This is a genomic window from Parendozoicomonas sp. 209JJ7-1, assembly GCF_058147085.1.
In genome coordinates, this window is the sequence record NZ_JBYVJU010000011.1 from 82,931 (window position 1) to 97,855 (window position 14,925).

Annotated in this window: 10 protein-coding genes; 3 read left to right on the forward strand and 7 right to left on the reverse strand. The window is 54.0% G+C overall.

Features of this window, described 5'->3' with window-relative positions:
- Nucleotides 1-4: 4 nt before the first annotated feature.
- Together ACY2RQ_RS12340 and ACY2RQ_RS12345 are read left to right on the forward strand one after the other, a co-directional pair.
- Nucleotides 5-2,041: a type VI secretion system Vgr family protein gene (locus tag ACY2RQ_RS12340; protein ID WP_490113282.1), complete on the forward strand. Its 2,037-nt coding sequence runs from the start codon at nucleotides 5-7 to the stop codon at nucleotides 2,039-2,041.
- Nucleotide 2,042: 1 nt separating this feature from the next.
- Nucleotides 2,043-2,642: a DUF6931 family protein gene (locus ACY2RQ_RS12345; RefSeq protein ID WP_490113283.1), complete on the forward strand. Its 600-nt coding sequence runs from the start codon at nucleotides 2,043-2,045 to the stop codon at nucleotides 2,640-2,642.
- On the opposite strand, the gene ACY2RQ_RS12350 is transcribed toward ACY2RQ_RS12345, so the two are convergent.
- From ACY2RQ_RS12350 to ACY2RQ_RS12375, 6 genes are read right to left on the reverse strand one after another with little or no spacing between them, the layout of a single operon-like run.
- On the reverse strand, nucleotides 2,617-3,384 hold the full coding sequence (locus ACY2RQ_RS12350) for a protein kinase domain-containing protein (protein ID WP_490113284.1): 768 nt from the start codon (nucleotides 3,382-3,384) through the stop codon (nucleotides 2,617-2,619). The two genes, ACY2RQ_RS12345 and ACY2RQ_RS12350, sit on opposite strands and share 26 nt — an antisense overlap.
- Complete coding sequence (locus tag ACY2RQ_RS12355; protein WP_490113285.1) at nucleotides 3,381-6,869, reverse strand: type VI secretion protein IcmF/TssM N-terminal domain-containing protein; 3,489 nt, start codon at nucleotides 6,867-6,869, stop codon at nucleotides 3,381-3,383. Before ACY2RQ_RS12355 ends, ACY2RQ_RS12350 begins: the two co-directional genes overlap by 4 nt.
- A complete protein-coding gene (gene icmH, locus ACY2RQ_RS12360; RefSeq protein WP_490113286.1) occupies nucleotides 6,866-7,642 on the reverse strand; it encodes a type IVB secretion system protein IcmH/DotU in 777 nt (258 codons plus the stop codon). Before icmH ends, ACY2RQ_RS12355 begins: the two co-directional genes overlap by 4 nt.
- Nucleotides 7,642-8,982 carry a type VI secretion system baseplate subunit TssK gene (gene tssK, locus ACY2RQ_RS12365; RefSeq protein WP_490113287.1) on the reverse strand — a complete coding sequence of 447 codons (1,341 nt, stop codon included), beginning with the start codon at nucleotides 8,980-8,982 and terminating at the stop codon, nucleotides 7,642-7,644. Before tssK ends, icmH begins: the two co-directional genes overlap by 1 nt.
- Complete coding sequence (gene tssJ / locus ACY2RQ_RS12370) at nucleotides 8,982-9,512, reverse strand: type VI secretion system lipoprotein TssJ (protein ID WP_490113288.1); 531 nt, start codon at nucleotides 9,510-9,512, stop codon at nucleotides 8,982-8,984. The genes tssK and tssJ overlap by 1 nt, the downstream gene beginning before the upstream one ends.
- Nucleotides 9,499-10,374, reverse strand: coding sequence for an FHA domain-containing protein (locus ACY2RQ_RS12375; RefSeq protein ID WP_490113289.1), 876 nt, complete (start codon nucleotides 10,372-10,374; stop codon nucleotides 9,499-9,501). The genes tssJ and ACY2RQ_RS12375 overlap by 14 nt, the downstream gene beginning before the upstream one ends.
- Nucleotides 10,375-10,563: 189 nt before the next feature.
- On the opposite strand from ACY2RQ_RS12375, the gene ACY2RQ_RS12380 reads away from it, so the two are divergent.
- Entirely contained in the window at nucleotides 10,564-14,064 is a 3,501-nt protein-coding gene (locus tag ACY2RQ_RS12380) for a PAS domain-containing protein (RefSeq protein WP_490113290.1), read from the forward strand.
- A 45-nt stretch (nucleotides 14,065-14,109) separates the two neighbouring features.
- Here the strand turns inward: ACY2RQ_RS12380 and ACY2RQ_RS12385 are convergent, their stop codons facing one another.
- Nucleotides 14,110-14,916, reverse strand: a complete 807-nt coding sequence (locus tag ACY2RQ_RS12385) for an SDR family oxidoreductase (protein ID WP_490113291.1) — start codon at nucleotides 14,914-14,916, stop codon at nucleotides 14,110-14,112.
- Nucleotides 14,917-14,925: the final 9 nt, after the last annotated feature.

Here is a 14,925-nt window from a genome sequence, read left to right on the forward strand (position 1 = left end):
AGCTATGGCAGACACTGCGGGCCCCCTGGCATCGAATATACGACCTCTGACCGCCACCACTGGTGACGGTCAAAAATGGCTGCTCAGTCGTCTGGTAGTAGAAGAACATGTCTGCCAGCCATTCTCCATGGAAGCTGACCTTCTGTACGACCAGCCCAAAGCCCCGGATCTGCTCGGGCAGACAATGTCGGTCAACTATAGACCCGGGATTCAGGGCAGTCGTCAGCAGATTCGCTGTTTTCACGGAATTGTCACCGACATTGTCCTGCTCCATGGAAAGGAAGCGGATAACCTGCAGACCTGCCAGGTCACCCTGCGGCCATGGTTGCAGCTCCTTGATTTGAGGGAGAACTGTCGTATTTTCCAGAACCAGAGCAGCAAGGACATTATTACCGCCCTGCTTGGGGAGCACGGGCTCGGAGGCGACTGCCGCTTCACCAACAACGCGCCGCCCCCAACCCGCCCCTACTGTGTACAGTACAATGAAACCGATTACACTTTTATTGACCGGCTACTGCGGGAAGATGGCCTGCACTGGTATTTCCAGCACGACAGCAACAGCCATACCCTGGTCATAGGCGACAGCAACCACTCGTTTAACAAGTGTGCCGATGATATTGAGTATTACCGTACTGCCAGCGCTCTCGATACAGCCCTGGTGTACTGGCAACCCCACCTGCAGGTGCAGACCAGCACCCTGACCGTCGGCAGTTACCGGGATGACCAGGCCCACGTGATTAACTCCAGCACCATCAATAGCAAGCACAGCTGGCGCAGCAATCTGAAACTGGCCGCCTACCGCTACACCGGCCATGGCCGGGACAGGAACAGGACCACCAGCCAGGCCCGTCAATGGATGGAATCCCAGGACAGTCGTTACCTGCTGGTGAACGGTGGTTCTGCGGAACCGGGTTTCCAGGCCGGGGGCATGTTCCGACTGTCCCGACACCCGGACCAGAGTCAGATTCGTAACTACCTGCTGCTTTCTGTCAGTCACACAATATCCAGCACTGAGGGCCGACAGAGGCTGGAGTACAGCAACCGTTTTATCTGCCAGCCGGAAGACTGGCCCTATCGTCCTCGACCATCCCATCCGGTACGTATTCCCGGACTGCAGACCGCACGGGTTACCGGCCCGGATAACAGTGAAACCCATACAGACACCCATGGACGCATAAGAGTACGGTTTCACTGGGACAGGGAAGGCAACCCCGACGACCACTCCAGCTGCTGGCTGAGGGTTCTGCAGCCCCTGGCCGGGAACAGCTTCGGTTGCCACACCCTGCCCCGGGTGGGCCAGGAAGTTCTGGTGGGATTCCTTGATGGTGAAGCGGATCAGCCGGTGATTGTCGGCAGCCTCTATAACGGCAAGCTCACCATTCCCGACCCCAGCGCCGTAACCAGCGGACTGCTAAGCCGTACAACACCCACAGCCGGCAGCGACCACGCCAATGAACTGCGCCTGGACGACACCAAAGACAGCGAGCTGCTTTATCTCCAGGCCCAGAAAGATATGACCACCCTGGTACGCAATGACCGTTCCACAACTATAGAAGGCAAAGACAACCTGGAAGTAACAGGCGAAAGCAACTGGCATGGTAAGGACAAACTCTCCATCACCATCGACAAAACCCTTGACCAGACGGCCTCTGACAATTTGACCCTGACTACAAACGCCACTATGACCTGCAATGCAAGTCAGGAGATGGTCTGTAAAGCCGGCACAGATGGGAAGTTTGATGCTGGCACCAGCCTGAAACTGACAGCGCCACAAATCACTTTGGAGGGTCAGGCAGGTATTGAGCTGAAAGTGGGTGCCAGCAAAATTACCATTGGCCCAGCCAGTGTCGAGATAAACGCGCCCCAGGTTTCGGTAAAAGGCACAGCCACAGCGGAGATCGATGCCATGATGACCACTGTAAAAGGCACGGCAAAAGTAGAAGTCTCCGGAACCCTGGCCAATCTAAGAGGCAATGCCATAGTCCAGGTTTCCTGCCCGGCCATGGTACAGATCCAGGGTGGTCTGACGAAAATCAATTAGCATGCTGATGACTCTTCCCTATCCCAGGCTGCCCTATGCCACTGCCAAAGAAATTACCTGTCGCTATCGGCCATCCGATGTCATACAGAACAGGCTGACCGATCAAATATCACCCCAGACTTTAATAGCACAACTGCAACAGGAAAAGCTCTATAACGATCTGGTAATCTTTCTCGCCCACGGCCTTCCTCCAAGGGAGAGCATCAACTGGGCGTTGCTGTGTTGCCATGCCATTCTGGACAGTTTCAATGTTCAGGAAATCCAGGCCATTAATGTATCCCACCGTTGGTATCAGCAGCCAAGTGAAGAACACCGACGCCTTGCGGAAAAAGCCATAGAGAGCGCCGGGCTGCAAACGGCACCCGGCTGGGTGGCACAGGCAGTGTTCTGGTCTGGCGGCAGCATCACCCCGGTTGATACTCCCGTTGTTCCCCCGCCCCCCTGGATTTTCTGCCATGCAGTGGCAGGAGCTGTAAACCTGGCCGCCACCCTGCCCGATGGGGCAAGAGCCGATCAGCTCTATCCACTGTTTATCCGGTACGGGCTGGCTATTGCAAGAGGAGAGACGCCAGAACCTACCAGGCCAGAGCCTGGATCATAATATCCTGAATCCGAACGTCCCCGGGCTTCTCAATCAGCTCCCGAAAAAAACGCCACTGTCGTGGACTCAACCTGCCTGGACGGTTCAGCTTGCGAGCCCAGTGCCGGTATTCAGGTTTCCCCGGCGCGGGACTTGGCTGCTGGCCGGTCAGAAGCAGGCAGGCCAGCAACATCAGGCTATAGGCATCATCCGTCGTTGATACCCGACCCTCACCCGCCAACAGTGCCGGGCTGCTCCAGCCTGGTCGCACCTGCCGTCGCCAGGGATAACGCTGTCCAAGAGCCAGTGCTGCGCCAAAATCCAGCAGCCAGACCTGGACACCATTCACCTGCACATTCCCGGGACAGATATCCCCATGAATCCAGCCCTGCTGATGGCAGGCGTTGAGGATTCTTGCCAGCCGGGCCACCATCCAGCCAGCCCGGGACGGCGGACAGCGGAGCTGTTCCAGGCTCTGTCCCGGCAGCCATTCCAGCTGCAACCAGCACCGTTGTCTGTCTCGAAAGCATTGCCGCAGTCCCACCACCCCCTGCACGGACAGGGAGGCAAGCACTTTTGCCTCATGCTCAAAACAGTGGTTATCCACCGGTTCAGTGAACGGACCTTTAATAATGCAGAACCGCCCCGTCAATCCGTCCATGGCTTCCCGGGTGAAACGGCCCAGCACCCGACCGGTCAGCTCCAGGCGGTTAATGGCCAGCACGGGAAAGTCAAAGATATCGCAGGAAAGAGACTTACTCATTTAATCCGCTCCGGCAGCTGTAAAGCCCCCATGAGTTGCCCCGGAAGCTTCGGCGTCTGGGGACGCACCATAAATTCAGCCCGATACGCCTGCAGGTTAAAAACAAGGCGGAATCTGCCACTGCCCACTGGGGTTCCCTGCCCGGATTCCAGCCAGCGCAGCCAGCGCCAGGGTCCCCGCCAGTTTTCCTCCGCCAGCAGCAGGTCGCCGCTGAACAGGCTCATGGTCAGGGGAATATCCGGATGATTTCCGATCCAGGAGAATGTCTGCCAGCTGGAAGGGTCATGGCGACTGATGAGCACCCCACTGTCGCTGTCCAGGCGCAGTAAAGTGATCTGAGGATTCATAGTGACAGCCTTGATCGATAACTCCATTCCCAGACGATTCTGGCCAGAAAACAACAACTGCCGTATACCAGACACAACACTTAACTGTGTCCAGAGGGAAGACACCACCGGCAACGTATGCCCCAGCACCTGCCGGGGTACCAGCCGGGGGCTGCCATCCGCCGTCGTCTGTTGCTCAACAAACGGTTTTAAAAACTGAGAAACATACTGGTCAACCATCCCCCCGGTCGCGAAGAAACGTTCAACAGTGGTTGGCTCCGCATCCTGTCCCTGGCTGTTAAAGGGATAAAAGCTTTCCAGCTGATTTATCCAGAGCGGGGCCACATCCCTTTGCCACAGGGCATCCAGCCGGTCTGACGCACCATCCAGGAGCTCTTCAACGCAAATATCAAAAACCTTCTGCATCAATCGACGGGGCGTTTCCGGCAATGTGGCCACAACATCCACCGGCCAGGGCAGGCTTTTAATATTGCCTTCAGCATAGGATGCCAACAGTTTCAGGGCGTTAAGATCATAATCAGAGCCAGACAGAGATGAATGTACCCCGCCGTAAAACAACCCTATGCCCTTTTCCAGCCGACCCATAACCGAGCCGGTTTTATCATCCTCTCCAATTAGCCGGGCATAGTCCGCAAACCGGTGGGCCAGATCCTGCACCAGATCATCAGCACGAATGATGTCGCCCGTTGTTGCCAGGGCATTCTCTGCGGCAGTCCCTTTCAAAGCAGAACTGCCCAAGGCTTTGCCCGCTGCTCCGCCATGGGCTGACAATAATAAACCGGCCTCTGTCATCTCCCGAGGAACTGCAGACGTTTTATTCGAGTCTTTTTGAACCAACCGGGTATTGGCCACCACTACTTTTATCAGCTCTTCCAAAGGCGACTCGCCAGATGTCGCGAGTCCCATCAGCAAGCCGGTGAGCTGCCCGCTGGACGTTATCGGCCTCAGGGTCAGAGAAGCAAGGAACTCCTGCCAGAAACGGGTATAGCGAAGAAAGTAGACTTCCTGGATACTCCGGATAACAGCCAGCTTTTCCGCTTCGCTCACCGTCGGAAACTGGGGATGAAACAAAGCCTGGCGTACAGCCAGATAGACCTTCAGAGCAGGGTCATCGGTACGGATATCCATCTGCACCGCGGCTTTCGCAGTAAATAAAGAGGGAAAACCATCCTTGACCAGATTTTTATCCGGTTGGAAGGTGTTCAGTACATCTCGCCCGAACACATACGATAAGGGAACATTACTAAGCCCAAGCAGCCCGCTCATATTGATGATATAGACCGAACCGTCACCCAGGTTCTCCCAGTTATGGCGAAGGGCATCCATGAACCGACCATCCCTTTCCGCCATGGTGCCCGGGTAGGCAATCATGACCTCCAGCTCTGTCATGAAAGTTTTTTCCAGACTGGCATGTTTTTCCGTGAGGAGGTTACGAATCACCAGTTGCAATCCCGAACGGGTGGGAGCAATTCCCTTTTGACCGGTTAATACCAGATAGAGCTGCATGTAAGTTACCAGACGGTCCGGTCGTCCCTTGTCAGTATCCTCCAACACCCGGGTCGCCAGCCATTTCAGCAGTTGAGGACGCAAATTCTGTGAAAGCTGAGACAGCCACAGGTTCTCCAGGCTTTTACCCGGCCCGTGGTGAACAAACCAGGATGAGATATACCAGGGAACAGGCCGCTGGTAAGTGAACAGAATATTGTGAAAGCTGCCAAGCCACTGGATACTGTCAACCAGATTACCCGGCACAGGTTCACGAAGCTGTTTCAGGGCAGCGGTTGCTTCCTCCCCCCGTTCAGAGAGAAAACCCTGATTCACATACAGCCATACTCCCGTCAGCAGAATAAACGACAAGCATACGATAACCCAACAGCCTGAGGCCACCCGCCAGCGCCATACCCGGGCCTGGTTATTTCCGGCAAGCCCGGCCTCTGGCAAAAGGACTCCCGACACCAAACCGGAAGCAAACAGCTGAGCGGTATTAGCAATACCTTGTGAAGATATAACCCCCGCGAAGCCATAGTGCTGGCAAAGATGCTCACCCAGCAGGTCTTCGGAAGGAAAGTCCCCGCCCTTGCCTGTCAAGAAATACCCCCGAAATCTGGCCGCCCCCCCCAACAGTCCCGGATCAAACACCGCTGTCAGCATTTTCCCAAACCGGGTGCCCAGCAACTGCAACTGCCAGGACAACGCGACAATATCTACCCGGTGGCTGGTGTGTTTCTCGTCATTCAGGGCCAGGGTTGTGCGTGCTTCGACCTTCTCCCGTAGGTCCGCCCAGGTTTTCTCATACCACCTTTCATCGTATCCGTCTGCCGCCCCCGACATAAGGGAGCCGAAGCACTGCCCGGATTCTCCCGGCATAGCCATATGAAAAGCGCCGGCAAAACCGGCCAGGCGATCGCACTGAGTTAAAAGCAGGTACACCGGCAGAGTCTGGCCGACAATCTGGGTAATGTCCCGCAGGCAGCGGCGAAGATGACTGGCCTGGCTATCCCTGTCATCCTCACTGACAGCGGTCAGCAGGGTGACCGGAAGGGTAACAATCATCCCGTTCAGGCAGCGTCGAGGACGCTCTTTAAACAGACGACGTATGATGTATTCCCACCTTTCATCACCGGCGCTCCCACCACTCTGGTCATAGAGCTGTCCCCAGAGTTTGACCGCCAGCAGATATTCACTGTACCAGACTTCCAGGAAATCGCTGGCCTGCTCCAGCTCAAGGGTCTGCATTTTGACCAGGCCAAAGGATTTTAAAAGCTGGGTTTTTCCGGCCTCTTCGGGACCAATCATCAAATACAGAGGCAGACAGTAGGGGTCACCATGCACCCGGTTCTGCAAAAGTCTGAACGCCGAGGTAATGGCGGCACACACCAGTGTTTCCTGACGATGCTTTGACTGCTGTTGCTGTTGCTTGTGGTATTTAGCGTCTTTTTCTTCTGCCGAAATCTCCTTGCCCTTCCCTTTGCGCTTGTGCCAGAAACGAACAATCTGGGTTACCACCGCAACAACAATCATCACCCCCAGAAACAGGGATACCGACCACCAGCCAAACTGCTTTAACAGCAACCAGCCAATACTGGCCAGGCCCACTCCGCCACTGACAATAATCAGTATCAGCTGTAGCGGGTTCATAAATTCCTGCTCCTGATCAGGCCCTCAAACTGTTTCTGCTGACTGACCGACTGCTGCTCGTAACGGTAACAGTCATAGAAAAACACCACAGCAAAGACCAGGGCCGTAACCAGAGTGACCCAGCCCAAACGGAAGCGTATAAGTCTGGCCCGTTCCCGCATCACCGGCATCTGCCGACACTCCAGCGGGCGTCCGGGAGCCACTCTCTGAAGGATGCGGAACAGTTCGTAACAGATGCTCTGCCGCTGTCCGGGCTGGTCATGGTAACGGCCACAGAAACCCAGCTGCATAAGAATATATTGCAGTTCCAGGAACCCGGCCAGGGCTTCCGGCTGTTGCCTGGCCTGGTTTAGCAACTGGTAGAACAGATCCCCGCCATTACGCAGGCCATAAAGGCGGCTAAGCAAAGTATCGTTGGCCCAGTCCGAACGGCGCCCCCATTCTGTTTTCAAAACCGCTTCATCAATGGCTGCGCAGAAGACCAGTCCACTTTTTTCCAGTATCCAGGGGGAACAGGCCAGAAATCCCCCTTCACTGCGCAGGCGCATCAACTGTTCCTGAATCTGCTGCCGTACACGACCAGGATCTTCCGGTGGATGCATACGGGGCAAAAATGCGATCAGCGCCAACAGATCAGCCCCCAGTCTCAACAACACATTGTGGCAGGCTCCGGTCTCAAGGCCCGGGCTACTGGCACCGCCGGATGCATTCGGTACCACTCGGGTCTGCTGCCCCCTTCCTTCAACGGTCACGGTCTGGTCATCATTCAGCATCAGAGACTTTCTCCAGTGCGAATGACATAGAGGACCAGCTCGATATCAGGAAGACGTTCATCCACATGTATCATCAGCTGGTCACCGCCGGAGAGCATTTCCTGCCAAAGGATATCGCTGCGATCAACCTCGAAGTAAATCATATCCGGTTGGGTCTGTAGCTCCGCCGGGGCCACCGGCAGCTGTTCCAGGCGAATACCGGGAAGAGCGCTGCACACCAGGGTCTCAATACGACGGCTGCCACTCATTTTGCTGGCATTGATAAACCTCTGCGAAGTCACCATCACCCCGAGACTGGATTGCACTCCCAGGATAATGCGTCCTGACTGCAGACGTTCCGACCCTGGGTCTTCCAGGACCAGAAGGCGACGCTCGGCAAACTGTTCCGTATCCCATTGAATCAAAAGAACCCTTTCGTCCACTACATTACTGAGCACCCGTCGTAAACTACGGAACAGCGTCATCAGGGCCGGTCCCGGATTACCGTGGTCGTAAGCCGGTAACTCAGGCAGTGGTTCCGGAATCAGGGCCAGCAGATCCCCAAAACACATGGTCAGTTCCCGGAACATATCATCACTGGACAGAGACAACCCTGAGTCCATCCCCCTGAACCAGGGCAGCCAGCGGTTCAGTGTCTGCAGCCAGAGCAGATCCAGAATCCGCATCTGCCGACTCTGAGCCTGCACTCCGGCCTGCAGGCGCTGACAGGCCTGCCGTGAACGCTGGGTCATCACTGCTGTCAATTCAGACAGCTGAGCTATCACTACCGGGGAAGCCGCTATATCCAGGCATGGGGGAATAAAATACGGCCCGGTCACCAGAGAACCGTCATTGTGCAGTTCCATCACTTCCAGAAGCGGCAACAAGGTGTAACAGCTCAGGTCTCCCCCTTCGAGCTGCAGTGAAATATTCAGCTGACTCTGTTCAACCCTGACAAGGTCATTATCTTCGGCACACTCATCCACAACATCTTCGCTAAAACTTGTGTAACGCATAGTCGGTGGTGCGTCCCGGACAATATTGATCTGTCCGGGGCGATACAGAGGCAGTGCCAGATAGACTTTTTTGTGAACTGTGCCCTGCGGAATCTGCAGGTTCAGCTCCTGCTCCCTCAAAAATGGCGTACCGTCAGGAAAAATCCCCTGGACTGACATCACCCGGACGCAACCTGTACGCAGGCGGTCCTGGTCAATATCCAGTTTCCTTAGCCCTGAACGCTCGCCGAAAGAACTGTGTATCCAGTTGCGCACATGGCCATGGAGGTAACGGTCATGCTGCTGGAAATGCTGGGGAGTGATAAACATACCTTCCAGCCAGACAGTATTATTCTCTGTAACCATCAATTGCCCCGAACCAGAACAACGCGTAAACCCTCAACACGCAACTGCACATCCGTGGACTTGTCCAGAGGCAGCCAGGCCTGGGGACTACCCTCCTGAAAACGACTGAAACCAGCTAATACCACAAGACACCCGGTACCTTTCACCAAAGGCAGGTTGACCTGCAATCCCTGCCCGGGATAGAGCGTCGGCAGCTCCTGCACCGAGAGTAACCGGGCACCGAGAAAATGGTCTGCCTTCTGGTAGAGGTCAAGGAAACGGTAGTTTTGCAGAAGATCGCAGTTTGAAACCTGGTACAATCTGAGTACAACAGGGCAAGGCCGATCATAAACGTCAGGGTTTACATAGTCGGCGACCCGGACAGAAAGGTTAATAACACCAGTCAGGGGAGGCCGCTGTTCCTCTGGTTTACCAGAGACGCCTCCCCTCTCCATCGAACAGCCGCTGCTAAACAGCAGCCCCAGAGATAAAAACAGCGTGGCCGCTTCTAGCAGGAAACCTTGCATGGAATCCACGCTATAAACCATCATGGTGAAAATTATCCGAACGCAGAAACCACTCACGCAAACGCATATGCAGTTCCCCGCTGCGCTCCAGCTGGCGATGATAGCTTTTATATAGACTCCACCAGGACTGTCGGTGTAAACCTTTTCTTCGCCAGGGCATAAGCTTGTGCTGCAGGTAATCCGGACTGAATTCCCGCAGTACTTCATCGGCCAGGGCATCAACACCCACCAGACCCTGCATCCTGACACCACCATAAGCGGAGATAATCGCACCAGGCACACCGTCCGAAGGCAGGAGGAACTCATCTGCATTTATACCGTTATTTACGGCACTGGCGGCATTGTCTGCGGACCACAGGGAACCGGAAAGATTTTCACTGGCTACAGTATCGGTCAGCAGCGGCGGATCTGCAGGCAGGCTGCCCCTGTCTCCGGCTCTAAAGGGGGTTGGAGATTCTAATGATGTGGAAATCTGAGTGTCTGCTGTGTTTTGTGTGTCTGCTGTGTTTGGTAAAGAAGATCGCGAAAACCCTTGTAAGTGCGTTTGAGAAGACGCCTGGGAAACACTCTGGGGCAGACTGACCATCAACCGATACTCCCCGAGGATTAGGATATCACCATCTTTCAAGTGTCTTTTCCCTGTTGCGCCATGACACATTTGTTCATCGTTAAGGTGTATGCCGTTACGACTCAGATCCTCAATCAGCCATACGTGATCTTTGGACTGCAGGCGGGCATGCTTCCGGGACAATAAACGTTCTCTGTCTTGTAAATAGACAGCGCAGTCCTGGTCACGACCAATCAGCCCCCCCTCATCGGGAACAACCAGAATCTGATCCCCGGGTATCTCCCCCGGAGGCCATGTCATTACCGTTAACGACAACACGAATAATTACTCCGCTATAACATCTACCCAAAAGCCATCACAAAAACCCGCTAACTATTGTTCACACGCAGAGTTTTGCAAGCTTCGCCTCTGTAATGCATTTATGTTCGCTCAGAAAACCATAACGATCTCTTCATAACGCCTATGCTGTATACGGTTTTTCTCTCCCAGAACATCACCCGGAACAGTATGGCCAATACAGGTCCTCCCACAGGGCATTTTTCACCGCAGGCACCGGCAGGCGACATATCTTCAGAGGTCATCCGGAAGATTGCAGATAATATTCCGGGGTTCATTTGTCGCTTTTATTTTTATCCCGACGGGCGTTCCGGGTTTGAATATGCCAGTCAGGGAGTTGAGGATACTTTTGGCTGTACCAGTGAGGAGCTGTGCAGTAACAATGATCTAGCCTGGGATATAATGCATCCGGACGACAAAAAAACTGTGTATGAAAGAATGATGTTTCATATCAGAAAAGCCCAACCCTGGAATATACGGTGGCGTATTATTCACCAAAACCGTCCGCATAATGAAATCCACTGGATAGAAGCTGAAAGCCGCATACCTGTTCGCCACAAGAACGGCAGCCTTACCTGGGACGGTATTATCCGGGATGTTACCCGGGAATATGCCGAACCCAATCAGGCGCAGGGGCAAATCCCGAGAGTCCCCGAAGATATCTCTTTCCAGAAAATGATTGATGCTGTACCGGGCATTGTCTTTAAAACACGACATTACCCGGATAAGAAAATCGAGTTTGTTTATATTTCGGAAGGCGTTGTTGATTTTCTGGGTATAACCAAAGACGCCATCATGAAAGACAGTGACTTAATGTGGACCCAGTTTCACCCGGACGATATAGCAGCCCTGCAGGAAAGTATTATTCGTACAGTGACCCAGCGGATTGAGTGGGAACACAGCTGGCGGGTCAGACCGAGGGCCGGGCGCCAGTTCTGGCTAAGAGGCCGGGGCCGTCATTTATCAGAACTGGAAGACGGAAGCATTATCCGGGTGGGAGTATGTATGGACATAACCCGGGACATAACCCAGGAGAAAGTACTGAAAAACGAACTGGACCATAAGAATCATGCCTTAAAGAACAGTGAAAAAGCGTTTCGGGATATGACCGATTTCATACCGGGCATTATGCTGCAGACCCGCTACCAGCCCAACGGCCATATTGAGTTTCTGTATATATCCAAAGGCATTGAAAAAATCCTCGAACTCTCCCCCAAAGCCATGATCAATGATCATGAACTGTTCTGGTCCCTGTGTCACCCCAATGACCGGCGGGCATTGAAGAGAACCATTGACCAGTCGGTTCCCGCCTGCCAGGACTGGACGGCCAGCTGGCGCATGTACACACCTTCCGGGCAACTACGCTGGATCAAGGGTCGCAGCCGTCACTTCCGGGTACTTCCTGATGGCAGTTTTTTGAGGGTCCAGGTATGGACCGATATCACCACCGAACAGATCCTGAAAAACAAGCAGGAAAAGCTGGAAGATGATGTCCAGGAAGCCCGCCAGCAGTTAATCGATATCAACAATGTCATTCCTTGTTGTGTTTATTTGGTTCGGAAAGGGGCCGATGGCTCCTGGCAATACCCGTTTATGAGCGCCGCCGGAGAAAGCCTGTTTGAGCGCCCCCTGAAGGCCCTGCAGAAGAACAGCAGGCTGCTGATCGAATACTCCCACCCTGACGACCAGAAAATACTGGAGCAGAAGCTCAGAAATTCTTTCCGGTTTAACGGACTGCTGCATGTTGTCTGGCGCATAATCACCCCGTCGGGGCAGATCAAATGGGTCAGGGCGGACTCCCGCCCTTTTCGAATAGAAAAGGACGGCTCCATGTTAAGGGCCGGTTTTTTTATTGATGTCACCCGGGAAAAATTGCTGGAAAAAGAGCTGAACGAAACATCAAAGCAGATGCGTCAGATTATTAATACCATTCCGGGTGGGGTTTACCAGCTGAGCCTCTCCCATACGGGAGATTTCAAGGAGATGCTGTTCGCCAGCACACGACTGTGGAACAGTTTTCACATGCCTGAAGACACCCTCGTCAGTGACGGCTACAAAATGTTCGACGGTGTTCCGGAGGAAGACCAGCACGCCTATGGCGAAGTAATGATGAAAGCCCTGGAAACCATGTCCCCTTTCCATGCCCGGTTCCGTTATATCTATCCGGACACAGGGGAGACCACTTACTTTGAGGAATACTCCCTGCCCCATACCGTGGCGGACAGCGATGATATTCTCCTGACCGGCATCTCCTTAAATGTGGCCGATGTAGTAGCCCTGGAAGAAGCCATGCGGGAAGAAAAAATCCGGGCAGAAGAAGCCAGTAACGCCAAGAGCACCTTTCTGGCCAATGTCAGTCATGAAATGCGTACACCCCTCAATGGCATACTGGGTTACGCCCAGCTCCTTAACCATGAACTGACCCTGACCGGACAGGCTGCCCACAACCTTGCTTCCCTCAAGCAATGCAGCGATCATCTGCTGGATGTGATTAACAAGGTACTGGATATCGCCAAGATCGAAAGCGGCCGCCTGGATCTTGACCGTAAGCCCATGAGTTTTCCCCACCTGCTGGAGGAGGTCACTTCGGTGATTACCCCTCTGGCAGATAACAAAGGGCTGGCATTTCATGTGTCCATAAGCCCGAAACTTCCAGGCTATATTCAGGAGGATGTGACCCGCCTGCAGCAGATTTTGATCAACCTTCTGAACAATGCCGTAAAATTCACCCCTGAGGGTGAAGTCTCGCTGAATGTCACCCTGGCCGATGAGAAGCTGCAGTTTGCAGTGAGGGATACTGGAGATGGCATTCCTGAGGACAAGATTGACAGGATATTTCTTCCTTTTGAAAGGCTGGACAGCCACCATGGGGAAGAAGGCACCGGGCTGGGCTTGTCGATTACCCAGCGCATGGTGGAAGCAATGGGAGGAACAATCAGCCTGGAAAGCCAGGAAGGTTCCGGCAGCTGTTTCACCGTTCTGCTCCCCTTTCAGGAAACGGAAGCATTGGGTGAACCAGAAGAAACCTCCGACTTTGTACTGCCCATCCTTGATATAACACCAGCACCTCACCTGATGATTGTGGATGACAGGGAATCCAACCGGGATGTTATGCAACAGTGGCTGACTTTGGCCGGTTTTCACATCACCCTTGCGGGCAATGGCCAGGAAGCCCTGGACAGCCTCCGCAAACAACCCTGCGACCTGATCCTCACTGACCTGCGCATGCCGGTTATGACTGGTCAGGAGATGGTGGGTATTATTAAAGCCGATTCGCAACTGCAGCATATTCCCTGCATTGCCATTTCCGCCAGCGTCTTTCCGGAACAAATGCGCAAGGTACTGGCATCCGGCTTCCAGGCTTTCCTGCCCAAACCCTGCGACCTGCCTTTGCTGTTCCAGACAATATTCCAGACCCTGGGCATTCATACTGCCAGCAACAGCCTTACACCGCAGGCTTCACGAAAGACCATCAGCCAGCGGCCACTGCCTGACAACGAGAGAACCATTATCCAGGACATGCTGGATATGGGTGATATTGAAGGCTTACAGGAGCGGATTGCACTGCTGGGAAAACAGCCGGAGCAGGTACTGATCGCGTCCCGGCTCTCGGCCTGTCTGGACGAACTGGATATGGAAGGTTTTTATAAGCTGCTATTACAGGAGCCATAGCTGGAGGCATAAATAAAACAGTAGCAGAGCAAGGGACACGAACCGTTATTCGTAAACCATTTTCTTAGTCATACCACCATCAACCACTATATCCTGCCCGGTTATAAACCCGGCTTTTGGAGACAGCAGATATTCCACAATACCGGCAATATCATCGGTACAACCTGCACGACCGGTGGGATGTTGTTTGTGACAGATTTCGGTGAGGTGAACGGGGCGGGCTGTATCCGCATCCGTGCCGTTATTTTCAGGGAGAGGAAAATCGATCCACCCGGGACTGACTGAGTTCACCCGCACCTGCCCGGATAAGGTGATAGCTAAAGCATGAGTCAGGGAAATCAATCCTCCCTTGCTTGTAGCATAAGCCTCGCACTGGGGTTCAGACTGCAGCCAGCGGGTGGAAGCGATATTCACCATCGCTCCTTTGCTTTGACGCAGTAATTCTATGGATTCCCGGCACACCAGAAAAGTGCCGGTCAGGTTTACATCCAGATAGTGTTGCCAGTCTTCCAGGGCGAGGTATTCAAAGGGACCGCTATAAGGTTCCGCCACCGCAGCATTGTTGACCACTCCATACAGGCAACCAAACCAGTTGCCGATGCGGGCCAGCGCTCTGCGCACCTGGGCTTCATCGCTGATATCGGCACGGATAAACCGGATATCCCCCTGCCCGGCCAGCTTTCTTACCAGGGTTTCTCCCTCCTCCCTGAGGCAGTCCAGTACCACCACACGATAGCCGACAGACAACAGATAAGTGGCAATGCCTTTCCCTATACCCCGGGCAGCGCCCGTAACCAGCACCACCGGCGCACTTTCCACCGGCGCACTTTGATAGAAAGAAGATTCCGACATTCACGAACC